Origin of the sequence: Woodsholea maritima DSM 17123, assembly GCF_000382325.1 — a bacterium.
Lineage (GTDB): Bacteria > Pseudomonadota > Alphaproteobacteria > Caulobacterales > Maricaulaceae > Woodsholea > Woodsholea maritima.
Genome location: NZ_KB908056.1, coordinates 322,607 through 343,664, shown reverse-complemented (window position 1 = coordinate 343,664; position 21,058 = coordinate 322,607). Strand labels below are relative to the sequence as shown.

The window sequence follows — 21,058 nt, the reverse complement described above, 5'->3', positions numbered from 1 at the left end:
TTAGTGCGCTTCGCCCTCATTTTCGCTCAGATCCAGCCCGGTATGATAGGCGGCAAAGGCCCATTCATCGGCGGCGGCCTCAATCACTTTAGATACCGGCGTACCGGCACCATGGCCTGCGCGGCTTTCGATGCGGATCAAATGCGGGGCATTGCCAGCATCAGCAGCCTGCAGGGCCGCGATATATTTGAACGAGTGGCCAGGGACCACGCGGTCATCGGTATCGGCGGTAATGACCATGACAGGGGGGTAATCCACGCCTTGCTGGATGTTGTGATAAGGCGAATAGGTGCTCAACACATCAAACAGCTCAGGGTCTTGCGGGCTACCATAATCATCAACCCAGAAGCGACCGGCGGTGAATTGATTAAAGCGCAGCATGTCCATCACGCCCACGCCTGGCAAGGCCGCGCCGAAGAGGTCTGGGCGTTGGTTGGTGACGGCACCAATCAAAAGACCCCCGTTAGAGCGGCCCTGAATGGCGATCGTGCCTTGTCCGGCCCAATCATTGTCGATCAGGTATTCCGCGGCATTGATGAAGTCGTCAAAGACGTTCTGCTTGTTTTTCAAGCGCCCGCCATCATGCCAATCGCGGCCATATTCGGCCCCACCGCGCAGGTTGGCGATGGCAAACACGCCGCCCATTTCCATCCATTGCAGACGGGTGACGGAGAAGCCTGGGGTTAGGGAAATCGCAAAACCGCCATAGCCATAGAGCATGGTCGGGTTGTGACCGTTTGGCGTGACGTCTTTATGGTGGATGATGAACATGGGGATTTGCGCCCCACCGGTTGAGCCATAGAAGACTTGCTCAACAACATAATCATCAGGATTGAACAGGAGGTTCGGCTCACGATAGAGCGTGCTTTCCCCAGTCGCGACATCATAGCGATAAATCGTCGAAGGACGATTGAAGCTGGTGAAGCTGTAGAAGGTTTCCGCTTCATCCGGCTCGCCGCCAAAGCCGCCTGCAGAGCCAATGCCCGGCAGCTCGACATTGCGTACAAACTCACCGTCTGGGGTGAAAACGCGCACTTTAGACTGGACGTCTTCCAGGCTCTCAACGATCAAATGACCGCCGACATAAGAGACGCCTTGCAGCGGGCTCTCGCCTTCAGGGATGATGTCGCTCAACGTGCCTGGATTGGCGAGATCAACTGAGACGACGCGGCTGTTTGGCGCGTCCAGATCGGTAGAGAAGAGGAAGGTCGAGCCATTATTGCCGATATAGCCGTGATTGTTGTCAAAGCCATCAAAGATCACGACCGGCTCCGCGCCCTCTTGGGTCAGGTCCAGAATACGGATGCCATTCCCGTCGGTGCCTTTAGAGGTATAGATGACCAGATATTGGCCATCATGGGTGACATAGCCGCCCCAGCCAACTTCTGGCTGCTCTGGATCACTGATGATCAACTGATCTTCGCTTTGATCAGTGCCGAGCGTGTGGAAATAGACCGCTTGGTTATGATTGAGCGCGGTAAACTCTTCACCGGCTGCAGGCTGAGGATAGCGCGAGTAATAGAAGCCAGATCCGTCTTTGGCCCATGAAATGCCAGAGAATTTAACCCAGCTCAGCTCATCGCTATCCAGTTCACCGGTGGCCGTGTCGATAACGCGTACGGTGCGCCAGTCAGACCCGCCATCCTGGATGAAGTAGGCAACTTTTTGTCCTTCGGGGCTGGGGACAGACCCGGCCAGCGCCACCGTGCCATCTTCAGACCAGCCATTGGGGTCGATCAGGGCGCGCGGCTCGCCGTCCAGGCCTTCTTGAACGTAGAAGACCGATTGATCTTGCAGACCGTCATTGCGCGAGAAGAAATACAGCTCACCGTTTTTTTCAGGCATGCCGACGCGCTCATAATTGAACAATTCGGTCATGCGCGCGGCGATCTGTTCACGCCCGGGCAGGTTTTCCAGATAACCAAAGGTCAGCTCATTTTGGGCGGCAACCCAGTCGGCGACCTCTTGGGATTCGCGTACATCGGTTTCCAACCAGCGATAGGGGTCAGCAATGGTGACCTCGCCATTTGCGGCCGATTGGAAAACATCGGTTTGATCGACGGTGCGGGTTTCAGGATAGGTGAAGCTGGTTTCACTCACGTGTTGGCTCTCTGCTTCAACGGAAGGTGTGCTCGCAGCTTCAGAAGAAGACGCGGTATTGGCGGGTTCAGCGCAGGCCGCAAGGGCCAGCACTGAAGCCGCGCAGAATAGAAGATGGCGCATTTAGGATCTCCCCTTTTAACGTCACACGCCCCCCCAAGGGCGCGCATAGCGAATTTATTTGGTTACACAGTAACGAAGCGCATTTGCTCTGTCGATAGCTCATCTTCCGTTCTATCTAATAAGATATGACCGCTGATCAGGCGCTTTCGCTTCTTCCTCAACGCTTTGCCGACTGGTTCGTTCAGCGCGGATGGCATCCGCGTGCCCATCAGCTGGCGATGATCGAGGCCGCCCGGGCGGGCGAAGACGCGCTATTGATCGCACCAACGGGCGGAGGCAAGACGCTGGGCGGGTTTTTGCCAAGCTTGATTGATCTGGCCCAGCAGGCTGAGAGTTTCAACGGGGTTTCAAGGCCTTATCGGCTGCACACGCTATACATTTCTCCGCTGAAAGCGCTGTCGGTGGATGTGGCGCGCAATCTGATGACCCCGGTTGAGGAGATGGGTCTGGATCTGCGGATCGAGACGCGAACAGGTGATACTTCACCGGCTAAGCGCCAGCGCCAGCGCGCCCAACCCCCGGACATCTTGCTGACCACGCCCGAGCAACTGGCTTTATTCATGGCGCAGGATAATTGTGCGGGCTTTTTTGCCGATTTACGCTGTGTCATCGTGGATGAGATCCATGCTCTGGCCCCGCAAAAGCGCGGGGATTTGTTGAATTTAGGGCTGGCGAGCCTGGCGCGCTATGCCCCGCTTATGCGCCGGGTCGGCCTTTCGGCCACCGTCAAAGATGTGATGGGCCATGCCCGTTGGTTGACCTTACAAAGCGGGGGGGAGCCGCGCTTTGCCCGCATTATCGAAGGCCAGGCCGGCAAGCCCAGTGAAGTTGAGATCCTGGCCAGCGAGAGCCGCATTCCCTGGTCGGGCCATTCAGGGCGCCACGCGATGGAGGATGTCTATCAGGCCATCAAATCGGCGCGCCTCAGCCTGATCTTCGTCAATACCCGGTCCCAAGCGGAATTTACCTTCCAACAGCTGTGGGCGCTGAATGAGGATCATCTGGCCATCGCGCTCCATCATGGCTCGTTATCGCCAGAACAGCGCCGCAAGGTCGAAGCGGCCATGGCGCGCGGGGCGTTAAAGGCCGTGGTGTGTACCTCGACCCTGGATCTGGGGATAGATTGGGGGGATGTCGATCTGGTGATACAACTGGGCGCGCCCAAAGGAACCTCGCGCCTGATCCAACGCTTAGGCCGGTCCAATCACCGCCTGGATGAAGCCTCACGCGCGGTTCTGGTGCCGACAAACCGGTTTGAGCATTTGGAATGTGCCGCTGCGCGCGCCGCCGTTCATGAAGGGGTCATGGATGGCGATCCTTTGGCGGCGGGTCATCTGGACGTTTTGGCGCAACATATTATGGGCCGGGCCTGTGGGGATCCGTATGATCTTGATGATCTTTACCGCGAAATCACCGGTGCTGCGCCCTATGCCCATCTCAGCCGATCTGATTTTGACCGCATCCATCAATTCGTCGTCGATGGGGGCTATGCGCTGGATCATTATGATCGTTTCCGCCGCCTGGTGAAAACCCGCGATGGGTTGTGGCGACCGCGCTCGCGTGAGGTCATTACCCGTCATCGCATGAATGTCGGCGCGATTATCGAAGCCGCTCAGCTTCATGTGCGCCTGTCCAAGGTGATCAATCCCAACAAGGACCATCCGCAAATCCGCGCCGTCGGGGGTGCCAGCCTGGGCCAGATTGAAGAATGGTTTGTCGATCAGCTTAGCCCGAAGGATACCTTCCTGTTTGGTGGGCAGGTTTTGCGTTTTGAAGGGGTTAGCGGGGCTGATTGTCTTGTGACCCGCGCGCGCGATGAAACCCCTAAAATCCCGGCCTATAATGGCGGAAAATTTCCCTATTCGACCTATCTGGCTGAGCGCGTGCGCGATCTGGTCCACAGGGAAGATCTCTGGGGGCAATTGCCTGATCAGATCCGCGAATGGCTGAGCATCCAGAAGCAAAAATCGCGCTTGCCCCAGCCGGGCCGGTTGTTGGTGGAGACGTTTCCACGCGCGGGCAAATTCTATTTGGTTTGCTATCCCTTTGAAGGGCGCCTGGCCCATCAAAGCCTGGGCATGTTGCTGACCCGCCGGTTGGAGCGCGCGCGGATGCGGCCCCTGGGCTTTGTCGCCAATGAATATGCGCTGTCGATCTGGGGGCTGCGCGATATGGCGGATCTGGATATGGCCGCCCTGTTCGACAGCGACATGCTGGGTGATGATCTGGAGGCTTGGCTGGATGAAAGCGCGCTGATGAAGCGCACATTTCGCAATTGTGCGCTGATTTCAGGCCTCATCGAGCGCCGCGTGCCGGGCCTTGAGAAAACCGGGCGTCAGGTGACATTTTCGGCCGATCTCATTTATGATGTTCTGCGCCAGCATGAACCCGATCATATCTTGCTTCAGGCGGCCTGGCAGGATGCGGCCACGGGGCTTTTGGATATTCGCCGCCTCTCAGACTGGTTGTCACGCATCCAAAATCATGTCGATGTAGAGCGCTTGACGCGCATCTCTCCTCTGGCGGTTCCAGTGATGCTGGAGGTTGGGCGCGAACCGGTCTATGGCGAAGCCCATGATGCCATTTTGGAAGATGCCGCAGATACAGATCTGATTGAGGAGGCGATGGGGTGAAGCCCAGCCTGGCCCGACTATCATCACCCCAAACCCCCGCGCCCGGTGCTAAGCTGAGCGTGGCCAAATTGACTGTAGCCGGTGAAGCCTTGTGGGCTGATCTCAGTGGGGCGCTCTGGCATGAGGATAGCCTCACCCTGGTAGTGTCTGATCTCCACTTTGAAAAGGGTTCGGCTTTTGCCCAAAAAGGCATTTTGCTGCCGCCTTATGATACGCGCGCGACCCTGGCGCGCCTGTCTGAATTGATTGTGCGCTTTCGCCCGCGCCGCCTGGTTTCGCTGGGCGATAGCTTCCATGATCTGGGCGCAGATGGGCGCATGCATCTGGATGATGAGCGCCGCTTGGCGCACTTGATCGCCAGTGTTGAAGATTGGATCTGGATTGAAGGCAATCACGATCCTGCCCCGCCAACGCGCTTTGGCGGTCAACGCCGCGAGGTTTTGCATATCGGGGCCCTGCGCCTGCGCCATGATCCTTTGCCGGGCCCGCAAGTGGGGGAGATTGCCGGCCACCTCCACCCCTGTGCCAAGGTGCGCGCCAGTGGGCGCGCGGTGCGACGGCGTTGCTTTGTCAGCGATGGTTCGCGCCTGATCCTGCCGGCCTTTGGGGCTTATACCGGTGGGCTCAATATCCGTGATCAGGCTTTTGCGGCGTGTTTTAAGGAAGCCCCGCGCGCCTATGTGATGGGCAAGGATCAGATGTATCCCATCGCCTATGCGCGCTGTGTCGGGGATTAGGCTTTAAGCGCCCAGCTGGGCATAGGTCAGCGCACCGGCGCTCAGCATGGAGATCTCCGCGCCCGCGCTGAGCCAAAAGCGTAGATCGCCATACCAGCGCGCCAGCATGGCTTCGCGCACGGCTGTGCGATCAATCAGATATTGGATCATGAACAACAGGGCCAGGGTGCCCCAGCTGACCAGATGCAAATTGACGCCCTTAATGATCAATACGCTGGGCCAGATCAAGATCAGCGCCGCGCCCCAGGCCAGCACCATGATGGTGACACTCTCGATCATGATCGCGGCGCGCGGGGCATCACTTTTTAGGACCAGCTCGGCGCTCCAGCGTCCCCCGGCCAGGAAGCAAAGGATCATCGCGCCATAAAGCGGTAAGGCTAGTTGCGCCGCGGCGCTGAGCGGCCCGCCGATCAGCCACATTATCGGACCTAAGGCAAAAGGGATCAGTCCGCCAAAGCCCAAAATCAAAGGAAGGGTCGGTGCGTCTTTGAGATGGTTCATGGTCTTTCCCCTAGCGGCGACGGAAAATCTCGGCCGCGGCCCATCCGGCGAAGACCGCGAGTAGGACGCAGATTAACCCATAAAGATGGGGATGGTTATGGGCATGATCATAAATCGCGCGCTCCAACCCGGCTTTACGCACATCAAGATAAATCTGACGGCTGGCGATGGGCTGACCAGCGCGGAAGAGATAGACATCGGCGACATAATCGCCCACGGGCGTGGCGGGCGGTAGGCGCAGGCGCGCTTGGAACAGCCCGCCTTCCAAAATCGTCACCCCACCGGGGGTTTCGACATAAAGCCCCGCGCGTCCTTTGATCCGGCCCAAGGCTTCGCGATAATCAACTATCTCCGAGCCGAGATCCGAAACCAACACATCCCTGACGCCAAAGCGGGTCTCGCGGCGCTGGGTTTCGGGGGCATTCAGGCGCACATGATCGCGCCCGATTTGGTTGCGCCTCAGGGCCGAGAACGTGCCCATGTCTTTCAGGGGCCGGGTCGAGGCCACGGCATAATAGCCAGAGACCTCTTCAAAGCGCACCGGCGCGCGATTGATCCAGATGCCGAAGCTGCGCTCTTTACGCATCACGCGTAAATCACTGGCCGGCCCGCGCACCACCACCGCGACATCATCGCCGTCTTGAAAGCCTGCAATTGCGCCAAATAAAATCAAATCCGCCCCGGCAAAATTGGAGCGGATCTCGACGGTCGTCTGGGATAGAGCGGCAACGATATCGGCCTCGCGCTCTAACTCATCGGGCGGGGCGGCCAAGGCGCTATTGAGTGTGCTGATGAGGATGAGGAGCGAGGTGAGGAGAAGGGCGCGCATCATCACTTCACCCCGGTCTGAATAATTTCAAACATATCACTGGGCTCTGAGCCCAGATCCCAGGCGAGCTTGACCCCAACGCCCAGAACCAGCAAGGCTAGGCCCGTGCGCAATTCTTCCGCCGGAAGGCGCTGGCCCAGGCGCGCGCCAAATTGCGCCCCGATCACCCCGCCCACAATCAAGGTGAGGGCCAGAACAATGTCGACGGTTTGGTTTTGCGCCGCTTGAAGATAGGTGGTCAGCGCGGTGACGAAGAGGATCTGGAACAGCGAGGTTCCCACCACGACATTGGCCGGCATGCGCAGGATATAAATCATGGCCGGAAGCATGATGAAGCCGCCCCCAATGCCCAGCATTGCGGCCAATGCCCCAACCGAAAAGCCCATGAATAAAGGCGGGATCACACTGATATAGAGCCCAGAGCGCGCAAAACGCACTTTGAAAGGCAGCCGGTCAATCAGGCGGCGTTTGCGGCGCGGATTGGCCTTGTCATCGCCCTTGCCCAGGAATTTTTTGCGTAGGGCATTGACGCTTTCGACCAGCATCAACCCGCCAATGATGGAGAGGAGCGCGACATAAGCCAGCGAGACGAAAAGGTCGATCTGACCCAGGGTTCGCAGCCATGTGAAGAGGAAAACCCCAAGAACGGAGCCCAGTGAGCCGCCGATCAGCAGGAGAAGTCCCATCTTGATATCAATGGCTTGGCGGCGCCAATGCGTCAACGCGCCCGAGGCGGAGGAGGCAATCACCTGATTGGCTTGGGTCGAAACGGCCACGGCGGGGGGAATGCCGATGAAAATCAACAGCGGTGTCATCAAAAACCCGCCGCCGACGCCAAATATACCCGATAGAAAGCCGACCCCGGCCCCTAATCCTAAGAGCAGGAAAATATTGATCGAAATTTCCGCGATCGGCAGGTAGATTTGCATCGGGCTTAACGCCCGTCTGTGCGCTCTAGGCGTGCAATCAGCGCTGCGTCAATCGTTCCGGTTTGATCAAGATTATGCTCGCTTTGATAAGCGATAATGGCCTCCCGCGTTTTGGGTCCGACATCACCATCGGTTGGACCCACATCATAGCCCAAGCGTGCTAATAAAGTTTGTGCACGTTGAACAGAAACTGAATTTTCTCCCTGGTCCCAGGCTTGTGGGCCATATTGGCCTTGAACAATTGGATCGAGAGGGCGGGGGGTAAATTGGCGTGCGACCTGATCGGCTTGGGCCGCGGCTTCTGGGCTGATTTGCGGGCGCAGCGCCGCGACGCGTTCGGGTGCGGCTTCATCGCCGCTTTGGGCCAAGATCGAATACCAGGCATAGGCATCGGGCAGGCTTTGCGCTGTACCGCCAATACCGCGCTCAAAGAACAGCGCCAGATTGTTTTGCGAATCGGCCACGCCATGCAGGGCGGCCAGCTCAAACCAGCGCTTGGCACGTTCATAATCAGGCTCGCCCATCTGACCGGTCACCAGAAGCACGCCCATATTATGCATGGCCCGGCCATGACCGGCTTCGGCCGCTTCCTGGTTCCAACGCGCAGCGCCCAGGAAATCTTGCTCCATGCCTTCGCCGCGTTCCAACATTTTGGCATAGCGATATTGGGCATCAGGCACGCCTTGTTCCGCGGCGCGGCGCAACAGCGCGGCGGCATCCGCGAACTCACCTTCGCGATAGAGGCGCAGGCCCAATTGATAGCGTGCAATGGGATGACCTTGAGCGGCGGCGGCTTCTAAAGTCAGCGGCGGGGCAGCGCGCTCAACCGCCGGGCTGGGCGCGCCTAGGTCTTGTGCGCCTGGCTCTTGCGCGGCGCCAATGGGTTGCGGCTCCACATTTTGGGCGGGTGTTTCTAGGCGCGGTGCAGGCGCAGATTGGGCCTCACGCGGAGCCTCAAGGGGTGTCTCATCTGCGGCGCTGGAAAGGGAGTCCGGGCGTGCGCTGCCTTGGTCTGGATCAAAAGGGCGCGCTTCGCCTTCGCCCTCCGTCTGCGGGGGCTGTTGAGGCTCAGCGACCGGTGGCTCTTGCGCAGAAGAGGGCGTAGCCGCGAATAATTGCGAAACCGCATCGGTATTGGCTTGGGCCTGACGGGGTTCAGACCCCGTACGATCCAGCATCAACAGCGCAAAGGCCGAGCCAATCGTCAAGAACCCCACGACGAGAAGTCCGATCAGAAGTAAGCGTCCGCCCTGGGCTTTGGGAAGGCTCAGGCCCTGGACCGGCGCGCTCGCCATCGGCGCAGCCCCCATGGCTTGATTATAGCTGTTCTGCCCCGTGCGGGTGCTTTTGCGTGCGGCCGCCAGGAATTCAGCGTTGGCCGTGGCCCCCAAGGGGGCGGGTTTGGCCGGTTGCGCCTGGGGCTGCGGCGCGTTTTGGGGTTGAGCCGGAGCCGCCTGAGTTTGTGCTGCCTGAGTTTGAGCCATGTGAGGCTGGGCTGTCTGCGCCTGCGCTTGAGGCTGGCGCGCGCCCTGGGGCTGCTGGCTTGGCATATCAAGGGCGTTCAGGATGAAGCCATCGTCTTCCAAGGCCGGATCGCTGTGCGGCTGGGCCCCCAGATTATAGCCGGGCGGTAAGGGCAGCGGCTCATCAAAATCGCGATTGGCCCCCCCCGTGGGCTCGGCCTTGGGCGCTTGCGGCGTATAGGGCTGTTGGGGTTGGGCTTCGATCCATTCCCCAGCATCCTCTTGGGCGGGGGCGTGTTGGGTGCGCGCGGCATGGGCACCGGGATGGCGTTGTTCAATCGCTTCGAGCCGTTCGGCGAGCGCGGTCATGGCGCGTTGCACCGGGGATAAGGCCTCGTGCGTTTCGGCGCGCGCGATGTCGAGCCGTTGATGAACCCCTTGCATGGCTTCCTCTATGCGGCGCGCGGTGCGCTCTTCTGAGGCGGAAATGCGCGCTTCCAAATCTGCTTCCGGGCTTGCAACGCGTTGGCTTTCCAAACGCTCAAGCATCTGCGCCATACGCTCACCGGCCGCTTCGACGGCGGCGGCCGAGCGGGCTTCGGCCTCGCTAACGCGTTCAGCTAAGTTATTGCCCAGCTTGGAGACTTCTTCGCCGATCCGCTTTACGGCATCGGTGCTTTCGCGGCGCACTTCATCCAGGCGCGCTTCGATATGGGCGCTGGGTTGAACAGGACGCGGGGCGGGCGCTTGTGCCTGAACTTGAACCCGGCGCTCGGTCTCTTTCAAACGGCGATCCATGGCGCGCGCCATGCGTCCGATTTCCGTGCCGATTTTAGCCAGCGCCTGAGAATGGCGCGCTTCGGCAGCTTCGATCCGGCTCTCAGCGGCTTTTAACGCGGCTTCGATTTGATCCACTCGCGGGGCCTGGCTGGCGCGGCTGATCTCATTGGCCAGCTCACTGCGGGTGCGCGCGATGACTTGAGCGAGCTCATCAGAAAGATGCTCAAAGCGGCGCTGGAAGGACTGGGTGGAGACAGATCCCGCACTGCGGCTTTCAATCTCACGCAGGCGCTGTTCAAACATCTCTTGATGGGTGGAGAGCGCTTTGGCCGCGTGATCGGTATGCTCTTCGGCTTGTGACAGGCGCAATTGCATGGCGCGCGTGGCATCATAGAGCCCTTGCAGACCTTCCGTGGCGCGCCGCTCGCGGCTCTCTAACAGGTCTTTCAGCTCGTTATATTCACCCTTTGCCCGCTTTTCGATGTCTTCCAGGCGGGTCGAAAGGGCTTTGGTGGTTTTTTCGAGATCCGATTGAGCTTTGTCATCGCGGCTTTCAGCGTGTTGCAGCTCAGAGCGTACGGTGTTTTCCGTCTCAAACAGGCGCTGAGCGATTTTACCCACCGCCTTTTCTATGGCTTTGACGCTCTCCGGCGTGATTTGCGCAGGGTCTTGACGTTCCAGCTTGCGGATCCGGTCGAGCAATTCTTCCTGGGCCGCGCGGGTGCGCACCAGGGTTTCATCAAGATCGCTATCATGCTGATCGCGCTCTTCCTCAATCCGTTCCAAACGGCGCGCGAGATTAAGCACGGAATGGTCAACACCGGTCAGCGCGAGGGCAGAGCGTTGCTCGGCCGCTTCCAAACGCTCGGACAAGCGTTGGACGATATTGTTCAGCTCACTGTCTTCGTCGCCGGGGCCATCATCATCCCCGCCACCGCCGCCAGGACGGGCAAAGCCGGGAAAACCCGCCAGCTTGTCCCAGGGCTTGGAGCGCTCAGCCGCAGGTTCGCCATCCTCAAGGATCACGCTGTTTAGCCATTCGCCCAAAGTCATGCCTTCCTTGCGCGCAGCGCTTTTCGCGATTGCACGGGCACGAGGGTCAATGCCTTTAATGCTCCAGGGCGTTCCCGACGCCATACGACTCAACTCCATCACTCAATGGGTAGACGGTATCGAGCGGTTAATATTGTGTAAACCATGTCTGCCCCCTCAAGATGTGGTATATCCACACCGAATCGCTGTTGGGGCGCGCACCGCACCAAACTCCCATAAAATCAAGAGCCGTTGGTGCGGTTAATGCAGCGTTAACGCCTGGGGTTTCGCGCTAATATTTATTCAGAAATCTGAAGATTTTCTTCACTGGGCAGGAAGAATCCCGGCGCCAGGGCTTTGAGCCGTGATTCGATGGCTTCGGCCTGGTCTAAAGCGGGGGTCTTTTCGATCTGCGCCCCGGCGCGCGCCAGATCTAAATAGGCCCAGCCTTGATCATAGTTCCCGCTGGCAATCGCATGTTGAGCGAGATACCAATACGTATCCCCGGCCATGGGATCTTTGAGGAGGGCAGCATTTAAAGCGCTTTGCGGGGAAAGGGCACTATCCTCGATCAAAGTCGTGTCGCTTTGCGCCAAACGGCTCAGCTCAAGGCCATAGATCAGATTGGCCCCCGCCCCGGCATGGCCATCGGCGTTTAGATAGGGGCTCAGCGCGGCTTCCAGATCGACATAATTCACCTGGCCCAGGCGCATCAAAACATCATTAAGCGCTTCAAAGCGGGCATTGCCGACACCCGCATTCGTCAAACCTTGAAGGCTGGCGCATACCAGGCGCGAAGAACCAATGGTTTCACGCGGGCAGGGGCCAAAGTGAAAGGCTTCTTGATGGGCGATTAAAAGTGCCTTGGCGGGATCCTCCTCGCCCAACGCGTCTTGAAATTCGCTGAGAAAGCTCTCCTGCGTTGGGCGATAGGAGAAAAGCCCTGCCGCGGCATGTTCAATTACATCGCCCACTTCGCCCTCAATCGGGAAGATGAAGCTGGTTTTATCGTTCAAAAGCTCCGGCAGGTCCGGGTTGGGTGTGGCGCTGGTCAGCTGCCAATGCTCCATGCGCCCTTGAGGGCTTTCGGGGCTGACGACTTTGAACGTCATGGCGCTGGGGATGTGTCCGACCTCGGTGATATAGGCCAGAATGTCCGGGTGCAGGGTCAGATTATGGCTTGCCCAGCGGGTAAAACTGGTCAGCACATGGCCATCAAGCGCGGCCTGATTGTCGCTGGCGGTGAAATCCAACGTGGCCACACGCTCTTCACCGCGGCTCAAATGGTGAAGATCGCCCTCTAGGGTGACGCTCAGCTCGACTTGGGTCGCACGCACGCCCATGGCCGCTTCCAGCCAGAAACGCTCAAAGGTCTGGTTCGCGCCGAACTGGATGATCTCGCGCTGGCCGCTTTGAGAAAGGCCCACATAGGTATCAATATTGCGCCGGACCGGGCCAAAGAAAGAGGTGTTGGTCAGCGCGGTGGCTTGCGCGCTGTCACATAGGGTGCGCTCGGTCTTGAAGTCGATGAGGCAGGGTCCACGCTCTTGATTGAAATCAAGCGCATAATCTTGGCCGAAGCGAACCCGATAGGGGCTTTCGGTTTGAGGCTGTTGGCCTTCAACCGCGCCGGTGGAGATATGGCGCGCGCTGTGCTCAAAGCTCAAGGTCCAGGCCGGGCCCTCAAAGCCGCCGCGCTGATCTATATAGGTTGCTAGATCAATGTGAGGGCCAAAGGCGGGATCGGCGAAGACTGGTGTGCTGAGGCTGGTCGTCAGGGCCAGAGCGGCAAGGCCAGACAAGATGGGGCCAGACAAGATGGGGCCAGACAAGATGGGGCCAGAAATAATCCCGTAACGCGCGATGTTCATTCTCTGATCCCCTTCACGACATGATCAATTCATCTTAGCCTGATTAAGGATAACGCGCCATGGGCGCAAGCGATCCGCGACTGGGACTGTAGGCGGAAAATAAAATTCACCTTGAGGATAAAATTGACGTTGACGTTCGCGTCAACTTCGTCGCATGCTGACGCTTATGGTAGAGATTGTCCCGCCCCACGCAGAGTTTACGATCCGCGAACTGGCCGAAACCTTTGATGTGACGGCGCGGACCTTGCGCTATTACGAGCAGAAGGGTTTGTTGAGTCCCAAGCGCAAGGGCGCAAACCGGATTTACTCCGCCGCTGATCGCGCGCGCCTGGTGTTGATCCTGCGCGGCAAGCGCGTAGGTTTTGCCCTGTCTGACATCAAAGAGATGCTCGATCTCGAAGCGCTGGATCAGGGCGGTAAGACCCATTTGGAGGCGGCGATTGTGCGCTTTCGTGCCCGGATCAAGGATTTGCGCCGCCAGCGCGATGATATTGATGGGGCTTTAAGTGAGCTGGAAGCCGGGTGTCGTTGGATGGAGGAGCGGGTGGAAAACCGCGAGCCCTCTGAAGATATCAAGCACCGTGCGCGCGCCTTTGAAGCTTTGGCGGCGGCGCGTCTCGCGCCTTGGTCCAGCGCGATTGAGGAGGACGCCTAAGTCCAAATCGGTCCGGACCACCGTTGAAAATTGACGCAGACGTTAACTATATCTTGCGCACGCCCATCGTCATGGGCTCAAATGCGCAAGGCTTAAAAAAAAGATGCCCCAGGCGAGGAGACAAGAATGCCCACCTATCGCGCCCCCCTTCGTGACCATCGCTTTGTTCTCAATGATGTTTTGAATATCCAGCAATATAGCGATCTGCCCGGATTTTCTGAGGCCAGTCCCGATATCGTCGATGCGATCTTGGAAGAAAGCGGCAAGTTTGCGGAAAATGTCCTGCATCCGCTCAATAGAATTGGCGACACCCAGGGCTGTCATTTGAAAGACGGTGAAGTCACCGTGCCCGAAGGCTTCAAAGAGGCCTATGACCAGATGACGGAAAATGGCTGGACGGGCCTCTCTTTCGATCCTGAATATGGCGGGCAGGGCCTGCCGCATGTGTTGAATTTGGCCTCCAGCGAAATGGTGACCTCCACCAATATGGCCTTTGGTATGTATCCCGGCCTGACCGCGGGGGCGGCGCAGGCGCTCTATCATGGCGGCAGCAATGAGCAAAAAGCGCTCTATCTGCCGAAAATGATCTCGGGTGAGTGGTCAGGCACCATGAATTTGACCGAGCCGCATTGCGGGACGGATCTGGGCCTGTTGCGCACGAAAGCCGTGCCGCAAGGTGATGGCAGCTATAAAATCACCGGCCAGAAGATCTGGATCTCCGCCGGTGAGCATCCGATGAGCCAAAACATCATCCATCTGGTGCTGGCCCGGGTTGAGGGTGCGCCCGACGGGGTGAAAGGCATTTCCCTGTTTGTGGTTCCCAAATTCATTCCCGATGAAAATGGTGCGCCGGGCGTGCGTAATGCCCTGCAATGTGGCGGCCTGGAAGAGAAGATGGGCATCCACGGCAATGCGACCTGTGTGATGAATTATGATGGCGCGACCGGCTGGCTGGTAGGCGAGGAAAATAAAGGCCTCAAAATCATGTTCATCATGATGAATGAGGCGCGCCTGGGCGTTGGTCTTCAGGGCTATGCGCTGGCCGAAACCGCCTATCAATACTCGCTCGCCTTTGCCAAGGACCGCATTCAGGGCCGCGCTTTGACCGGTCCAAAAGAACCCAATCAAGCCGCTGATCCGATCATCGTGCACCCTGATGTGCGCCGTATGCTGATGGATCAGAAGGTTTTCGTTGAGGCCGCGCGGGCCTTCACCTTCTGGATCGGGGTTCAGGCCGATCTGGAACATGTCGCCAGCGATGAGGCGGTGCGCGATAAGGCCTCTGACTATATGGCGCTGCTGACGCCCATCGTGAAAGCCTATCTAACGGGCAAGGGCTATGACAGCGTTTCAGCCGGTCTTCAGGTCCATGGCGGGTCGGGCTTCACCGAAGAATGGGGTCTGTCTCAGCTGCTTCGCGATGCGCGTATCACCCTGATCTATGAAGGCACCAATGGTGTTCAGGCGCTCGATCTGGTGGGCCGTAAACTGGCCATGCGCGGCATGCGCCCCTACACCACCTTCATGGCGGAATTAGATGGGTATATTGCCGAACATGCCAGCGATGAAGCGATGAAGCCTTTCATCGACGGGCTGGCGGGCGTGAAGGAAAAGCTGAAATCTGCCACCGATTGGATGGTCGAGAAGGGCTTGGAAAACTTTGATAATGCCGGTGCGGGCTCGCACGATTATCTCCACCTGTTTGGCCTGACCTGCTTTGCCTATATGTGGGCGCGCATGGCCAAAGCCTCGCTGATCAAATTGGCAGAAGGCTCGCAGGACCCTCATTATTCTGCCAAGATCAAAACCGCGACCTATTTCGTCGAACGCTGGCTGCCTGAAGCCGATGCGCATCTCAATAAGATCCGCGCCGGTGCCACCAGCATGATGGCCCTCGAGGTAGAGGCTTTCTAAGACGCTTACCCCCGCCCAGCTGACTGGGCGGGGTTTTTTGCCTGGGCTCGATCCTGGGCAAATTTTAAAAATCGAGGTTCGCGATACAGAAAGAACCCGACACCCTATGGGAGGAAAGCATGAGTGCACAGGTGACGAATGTGCCGACCCCGGACTGGCTGGACCAGGAAGAGGTGAATATCTACGCCGATGCGGTGCGGGCCTTCGTAGAGAAGGAATGCACCCCGCATATTGAGCGTTGGGAAAAGGAAGGCGTCGTCGATCGCGCGCTGTGGAATAAAGCCGGTGAGGCGGGGCTGCTGGTGCCGTCTGCGCCCGAGGCCTATGGTGGGGCTGGCGGGGATTGGCGCCATGATCACGTCTTCCACATGGCGCTGGCCGAGGCGGGCTGTGATAGCTGGGGTGCGTCGCTGCATAACTCCATCGTTGCGCCCTATGTCTGGCATTATGGCAGCGAAGAGCAAAAAGCGCGCCTCTTACCAAAATTGGTGTCTGGGGACTATGTCGGCGCGATTGCGATGACGGAACCTGGTGCAGGCTCTGATCTGCAAGGGGTGAAGACCACAGCGGTTCGCGAAGGCAATGGCTATCGCATCAATGGCTCGAAAACCTTTATCACCAATGGCGGCACGGCGAATTTCATTATTGTCGTGGCCAAGACCGATGCCAGCCAGGGCGCGAAGGGCATTTCGCTCTTTGGCATTGAAACTGACGGGCTGGAAGGGTTCCGGCGCGGGCGTGTGCTCGATAAAGTCGGGCTAAAGGGGCAAGATACCGCCGAGCTGTTCTTCGATGATATGGTTGTGCCGGCGGATGCTTTGATCGGCGAGGAAGAGGGCCGGGGCTTCTATCAGTTGATGGATCAGCTACCTCAAGAGCGTTTGCAGATTGCGCTTTACGGCGTGGGTATGATGAAGGCCGCTCTGAAAGAGACCATCGCCTATGTCAAAGAGCGCAAGGCCTTCGGCAAGTCGATCATGGACTTCCAGAATACGCAATTCAAACTGGCTGAACTGAAAACCAAAACCACCATCGCCGAGGTTTTCTGCCTGGATTGCTCTAAGCGGCTTTATGAAGGCCATCTTGATGCGGCCACGGCCTCGATGGCGAAATACTGGGTCAGTGATACCCAGTGCGAAGTGATTGACGAATGCGTCCAGCTGCATGGCGGCTATGGTTATATGAATGAATACCCCGTGGCGCGCATGTGGCGCGATGCCCGGGTTCAGCGCATCTATGGCGGCACCAACGAGATCATGAAGGTTCTGATCTCGAGGACGTTATAGGCATGACTTTGAACGCCCCCCTCGGCCCTTCGGGCCACTCCCCCCGTGAACAGGGGGAGACGGCCTTGTTCGATGTACGGCTCTCTATCCACCCCGCAAAGCGGGCGCAGGGAGCAGAGAAGACTTTCAAACCCCAATTGGGAGGACATGACCCCTCATGACTGAAGCCTATATTTATGACGCGGTGCGCACACCGCGCGGCAAGGGTAAGAAAAACGGCTCCTTGCATGAAGTGACCGGTTTGCAATTGGCAACCCAGGTTTTAGAGGCGCTGCGTGATCGTAATGATCTCGACACCTCCAAAGTTGATGATGTGATTTTGGGCTGCGTCTCACCCGTGGGTGAGCAAGGGGCCAATATCGCGCGCGCCGCCGCAATCAACGCCAATTATGCTGAAACCGCCTCAGGGTTTCAGGTCAATCGTTTTTGCGCCTCGGGCCTGGAAGCGGTGAATATCGCCGCAGCGAAAGTCATGTCCGGTGAAGCCGATATGGCCATTGGCGGCGGGGTCGAGGCGATGAGCCGCGTGCCCATGGGCTCTGATGGAGGGGCGTTAATTGCCGATCCGGAGCTGGCCTTTGATCATTACATGGTCCCGCAAGGGGTTTCGGCAGACTTGATCGCGACCAAATACGGCTATTCCCGTGATGATGTGGACGCCTATGCGGTGGAATCGCAAAAGCGCGCCAAGCTGGCCTGGGATGAAGGGCGCTTTAAAAAATCGGTTGTGGCGGTGAAAAACCAGCTGGGCCTGACCCAGCTCGATCATGATGAGCTGATGCGCCCGGATACCGATATGCAGACTTTGGGCGGATTAAAGCCCTCGTTCAAAGACCTTTCGGCCTTTGTCGGCTTTGATGTCGTGGCGCTGCAACGCTATCCCGATCTGGAAGCGGTCAATTTTGTCCACCATGCGGGCAATTCATCGGGCATCGTCGATGGGGCCGCCGGCGTGCTGGTCGGGTCAAAAGCCATCGGTGAACAATTGGGTCTCAAGCCGCGCGCACGGATCAAGGCCATGGCCTCTATCGGGTCAGAGCCAACCATCATGTTGACCGGGCCTGCGCCATCTGCGCGCAAAGCCCTGGCCAAAGCCGGGATGAGCCCCAGCGATGTCGACCTTTATGAGATGAACGAAGCCTTCGCGGCCGTGGTTCTACGCTTCATGGAAGATCTGGGCGTCGATTACGCTAAGACCAATGTCAATGGCGGCGCGATTGCTATGGGTCACCCGCTGGGCGCAACCGGGGCGATGATCCTGGGCACGGTGCTCGATGAGCTGGAACGCACCGGTAAAGGCGTGGGCCTGGCGACGCTGTGCGTGGGCGGCGGTATGGGCACAGCCACGATTATCGAGCGGATGTAAGGGCGAGGACCGATATGAACACCGTAAAATCCCTATACTGGTTGCCGATTGGCATCGCGATAGGAACCGCCTTTGGCGTGGCCTTGGGCAATATGGGCCTGGGCATTGGGCTCGGCGTAGCGATTGGTGCGGCACTATCGGTCACTCTGGCGAAAAAACCATCAAAAAAGGACGAGGACGCATCCTCGCAGGAGGCTCCCAAATGAGCTACACACATTTCAAATTCGAAACCGATAGCGATGGCATTGCGCTGATCACCTTTGACAGCCCCGATGTCTCGATGAATGTCTTGTCCAATGCGGTGATCGCAGAGCTGGTCGATCTGATCGCCAAGATCACTCAGGATGAGGCCATTAAGGGCGCGGTGATCACCTCGGGCAAGGCGGCCTTTTGTGCGGGCGCGGACCTGTCGGAGCTGGGTGCCGCGTTTAAGGCGCTCGATGGCCTGCCTGAAGATGAGGCCAAGCAGACACTCTTCGATGAGGTTTATAAGCTGAACCAGGCGCTGCGCGCGCTTGAGACCTGCGGCAAGCCGGTGGCCTGCGCCATCAATGGCTTGGCGCTGGGGGGCGGTTTTGAAGTCACTTTGGCCTGTCATTACCGCGTGATGGCTGAAGGCGCCAAGCTGGGCCTTCCTGAAGCCATGGTTGGGGTTTTGCCCGGCGGTGGCGGGACCCAGCGCTTGGCGCGCTTGGTCGGTGTCATGAATGCTGCGCCGATCATGCTGCAAGGTCAGCAATATGATGCGAATATGGCGAAATTCCAAGGCTTTGTCGATGAGATTGCCAGCGCGGATGATCTGATCACCAAAGCCAAAGAGCTGGTTAAAGCGGACCCCAAAAAAGCCACCCAGCCCTGGGATGGCGATAAGTTCAAAATTCCAGGCGGCGGGCCTTACCATCCTGCGGGCATTCAGGTGTTTGGCGGGGCGTCGCCGATGCTGCGTAAAAACACCTACGGCAATTATCCCGCTCAGCGTTATATCCTGTCTTGCGTTTATGAAGGCCTGCAAGTGCCTATGGATGCGGGCTTGCGCATTGAAAGCCGGTATTTCACCAAGTTGCTGCTACGTCCGGAAAGCCGCAATATGATCCGCTCCATCTTCCTGTCGAAACAGGCGTTGGAGAAGGGCGGACGTCGCCCAGAGGGTCAGGAAAAATCGGACATCAAGAAAATCGCGGTCATCGGCGCGGGCTTTATGGGCGCTGGGGTTGCCACCGTTTCGGCCCAGGCCGGTATCGAAGTGGTGTTGATTGATGTCCATCAAGACGGGGCCGATAAAGGCCGTCAACATGCCCTCGATCACTTCGCCAAAGGTGTTTCTAAGGGTAAGCTCACCCAAGAGAAGGCGGATAAACTCGCCAGCTTGATCACCGCGACCACCGATTACAACGCCATGAAAGATGTCGATCTGGTCGTTGAAGCCGTGTTCGAAAACGCTGAATTGAAGCATAAGATCACCAAGGCCGCCGAAGCGGTTCTGCCCGAAGGCGCGATCTTTGGCTCTAACACCTCGACCATTCCGATCACCTCGCTGGCTGAGGCGTCATCACGGCCAGAGAATTTCATCGGCGTGCACTTCTTCTCACCGGTTGAGAAAATGATGCTGGTGGAATTGATCGTGGGCGAGAAGACCGGGCCGAAAGCCATCTCTAAAGCGATTGATTTTGTAGCGAAAATCAAGAAGACGCCGATTGTGGTCAAAGACACCCGCGGCTTCTACGCCAATCGCTGCGTGATGCGGTATATCGAACAGGGCATGGCGCTCTTGTCTGAGGGCGTTAAGCCTGCGCTCATTGAAAATGCCGCGAAAATGGCCGGCATGCCGGTGGGTCCGCTCTCGCTGCAAGACGAAGTGGCGATTGATCTGGCGTACAAAATCCTCAGCCAGACCAAAGCCGATCTGGGCGCGGAGTATCAAGAAGGCCCCACCGATGCGATCATCAATCGCATGTATGCGCTGGAGCGCTATGGCCGTAAAAACGCCAAGGGCTTTTATGTTTACGAGGGTAAAGAGAAGCATCTCTGGGAAGAGCTGGGTCAGTTTGCCCTGAAGGGCATTCTGGCCGATGAAGACCAGCCTTCGGTGCAAGAGATCAAAGACCGCATTCTATACGCCCAAGCCATCGAGGCGGCGCGTACCGTGGCCGAAGGCATTGTCGTGGATCCACGCGAAGCCGATGTCGGCTCGATCCTGGGCTGGGGCTTTGCGCCCTACACGGGCGGGGTTTTGTCCTTCATCGACACCATTGGGGCCAAGGCCTTTGTTGCGCGGGCTAAGGACTTGGCCGGGCATTACGGGCCAGCCTTTGAGGTTCCGGCGCTTCTTGAAGAGATGGCCGCCAAGAATGAGACATTTTATGGCCGCTTTGGAAACGAAGCCGCAGCCGCGTAAGTTTTTTTAACGCGAACGCAAAAAGCCCCTTTACGCTGTAGAGGGGCTTTTTGTATGCCTGCCCATCGGCTGGCGCTTTGGAGGCCTAAAATGTCGCAAGATGATGATAAAAAGCTGTTTGATATGTTTGAGGGCAGCGTGGCGACGATCCAACGTCGGTTTAAGCGCTCGCGACGCGGCGCAATCATGCAATTGGGCGCGACCTATTTGGCAATTGGGCTTGCGCTTGCGATCGTCATGCCGATCTTTTTACCCGATGATGTCGGGCTCTCGCGCCGGACCACGACAATCTCTCTGGATGATTTAGCGTTTTATTTCGGACTGATCATCATGGGGCTTGGCGGGTTTGTTTTATGGCATTTGCGCGAAACGGCCCCATCAGATAATGACGATTCCAAGACAGATTCCTGACGAAGCACTCTTGCCATTTTGGCAATAATCGCG

15 protein-coding genes are annotated in these 21,058 nt (G+C 58.1%); 9 read left to right on the top strand and 6 right to left on the bottom strand.

Annotated features, from left to right (window positions below; all coding sequences use genetic code 11):
- A complete protein-coding gene (locus H151_RS0101680) occupies positions 1-2,223 on the bottom strand; it encodes a prolyl oligopeptidase family serine peptidase (protein WP_019959889.1) in 2,223 nt (740 codons plus the stop codon).
- A gap of 125 nt (positions 2,224-2,348) precedes the next feature.
- Between H151_RS0101680 and H151_RS0101675 the strand changes: the two genes are divergently transcribed.
- Together H151_RS0101675 and pdeM are read left to right on the top strand one after the other, a co-directional pair.
- A complete protein-coding gene (locus H151_RS0101675; protein WP_019959888.1) occupies positions 2,349-4,856 on the top strand; it encodes a ligase-associated DNA damage response DEXH box helicase in 2,508 nt (835 codons plus the stop codon).
- Entirely contained in the window at positions 4,853-5,593 is a 741-nt protein-coding gene (gene pdeM, locus H151_RS0101670) for a ligase-associated DNA damage response endonuclease PdeM (RefSeq protein ID WP_019959887.1), read from the top strand. Before H151_RS0101675 ends, pdeM begins: the two co-directional genes overlap by 4 nt.
- Before the next feature lie 3 nt (positions 5,594-5,596).
- On the opposite strand, the gene H151_RS0101665 is transcribed toward pdeM, so the two are convergent.
- The 5 genes from H151_RS0101665 to H151_RS0101645 all read right to left on the bottom strand — a co-directional run bounded on the left by H151_RS0101665 (position 5,597) and on the right by H151_RS0101645 (position 12,998).
- Entirely contained in the window at positions 5,597-6,094 is a 498-nt protein-coding gene (locus H151_RS0101665) for a DUF3429 domain-containing protein (RefSeq protein ID WP_019959886.1), read from the bottom strand.
- Positions 6,095-6,104: 10 nt separating this feature from the next.
- The gene (locus H151_RS0101660) at positions 6,105-6,926 is read right to left on the bottom strand and encodes a TIGR02186 family protein (protein ID WP_019959885.1); all 822 of its coding nucleotides are present in this window, start codon (positions 6,924-6,926) and stop codon (positions 6,105-6,107) included.
- The gene (locus tag H151_RS0101655) at positions 6,926-7,852 is read right to left on the bottom strand and encodes a sulfite exporter TauE/SafE family protein (RefSeq protein WP_019959884.1); all 927 of its coding nucleotides are present in this window, start codon (positions 7,850-7,852) and stop codon (positions 6,926-6,928) included. Before H151_RS0101655 ends, H151_RS0101660 begins: the two co-directional genes overlap by 1 nt.
- A gap of 5 nt (positions 7,853-7,857) precedes the next feature.
- Positions 7,858-11,232, bottom strand: a complete 3,375-nt coding sequence (locus tag H151_RS0101650; protein ID WP_019959883.1) for a peptidoglycan-binding protein — start codon at positions 11,230-11,232, stop codon at positions 7,858-7,860.
- A gap of 194 nt (positions 11,233-11,426) precedes the next feature.
- A complete protein-coding gene (locus H151_RS0101645; RefSeq protein WP_019959882.1) occupies positions 11,427-12,998 on the bottom strand; it encodes a tetratricopeptide repeat protein in 1,572 nt (523 codons plus the stop codon).
- 166 nt (positions 12,999-13,164) lie between these two features.
- Here H151_RS0101645 and H151_RS0101640 point away from each other — a divergent pair, with 166 nt between their 5' ends.
- From H151_RS0101640 to H151_RS0101610, 7 genes are all read left to right on the top strand, one after another.
- Entirely contained in the window at positions 13,165-13,653 is a 489-nt protein-coding gene (locus tag H151_RS0101640) for a MerR family transcriptional regulator (RefSeq protein ID WP_026353759.1), read from the top strand.
- Between the two features lie 126 nt (positions 13,654-13,779).
- Positions 13,780-15,567: an acyl-CoA dehydrogenase C-terminal domain-containing protein gene (locus tag H151_RS0101635; RefSeq protein WP_019959880.1), complete on the top strand. Its 1,788-nt coding sequence runs from the start codon at positions 13,780-13,782 to the stop codon at positions 15,565-15,567.
- A 119-nt stretch (positions 15,568-15,686) separates the two neighbouring features.
- Complete coding sequence (locus H151_RS0101630; RefSeq protein ID WP_019959879.1) at positions 15,687-16,853, top strand: acyl-CoA dehydrogenase family protein; 1,167 nt, start codon at positions 15,687-15,689, stop codon at positions 16,851-16,853.
- Positions 16,854-17,010: 157 nt separating this feature from the next.
- Complete coding sequence (locus H151_RS0101625) at positions 17,011-18,219, top strand: acetyl-CoA C-acetyltransferase (protein ID WP_019959878.1); 1,209 nt, start codon at positions 17,011-17,013, stop codon at positions 18,217-18,219.
- A 14-nt stretch (positions 18,220-18,233) separates the two neighbouring features.
- A complete protein-coding gene (locus tag H151_RS15155) occupies positions 18,234-18,425 on the top strand; it encodes a hypothetical protein (RefSeq protein WP_019959877.1) in 192 nt (63 codons plus the stop codon).
- Positions 18,422-20,614 (top strand): 3-hydroxyacyl-CoA dehydrogenase NAD-binding domain-containing protein, encoded by a 2,193-nt coding sequence (locus tag H151_RS0101615; protein ID WP_019959876.1) that lies wholly within the window; start codon positions 18,422-18,424, stop codon positions 20,612-20,614. Before H151_RS15155 ends, H151_RS0101615 begins: the two co-directional genes overlap by 4 nt.
- Before the next feature lie 90 nt (positions 20,615-20,704).
- A complete protein-coding gene (locus H151_RS0101610; protein WP_019959875.1) occupies positions 20,705-21,025 on the top strand; it encodes a hypothetical protein in 321 nt (106 codons plus the stop codon).
- Positions 21,026-21,058 lie beyond the last annotated feature (33 nt).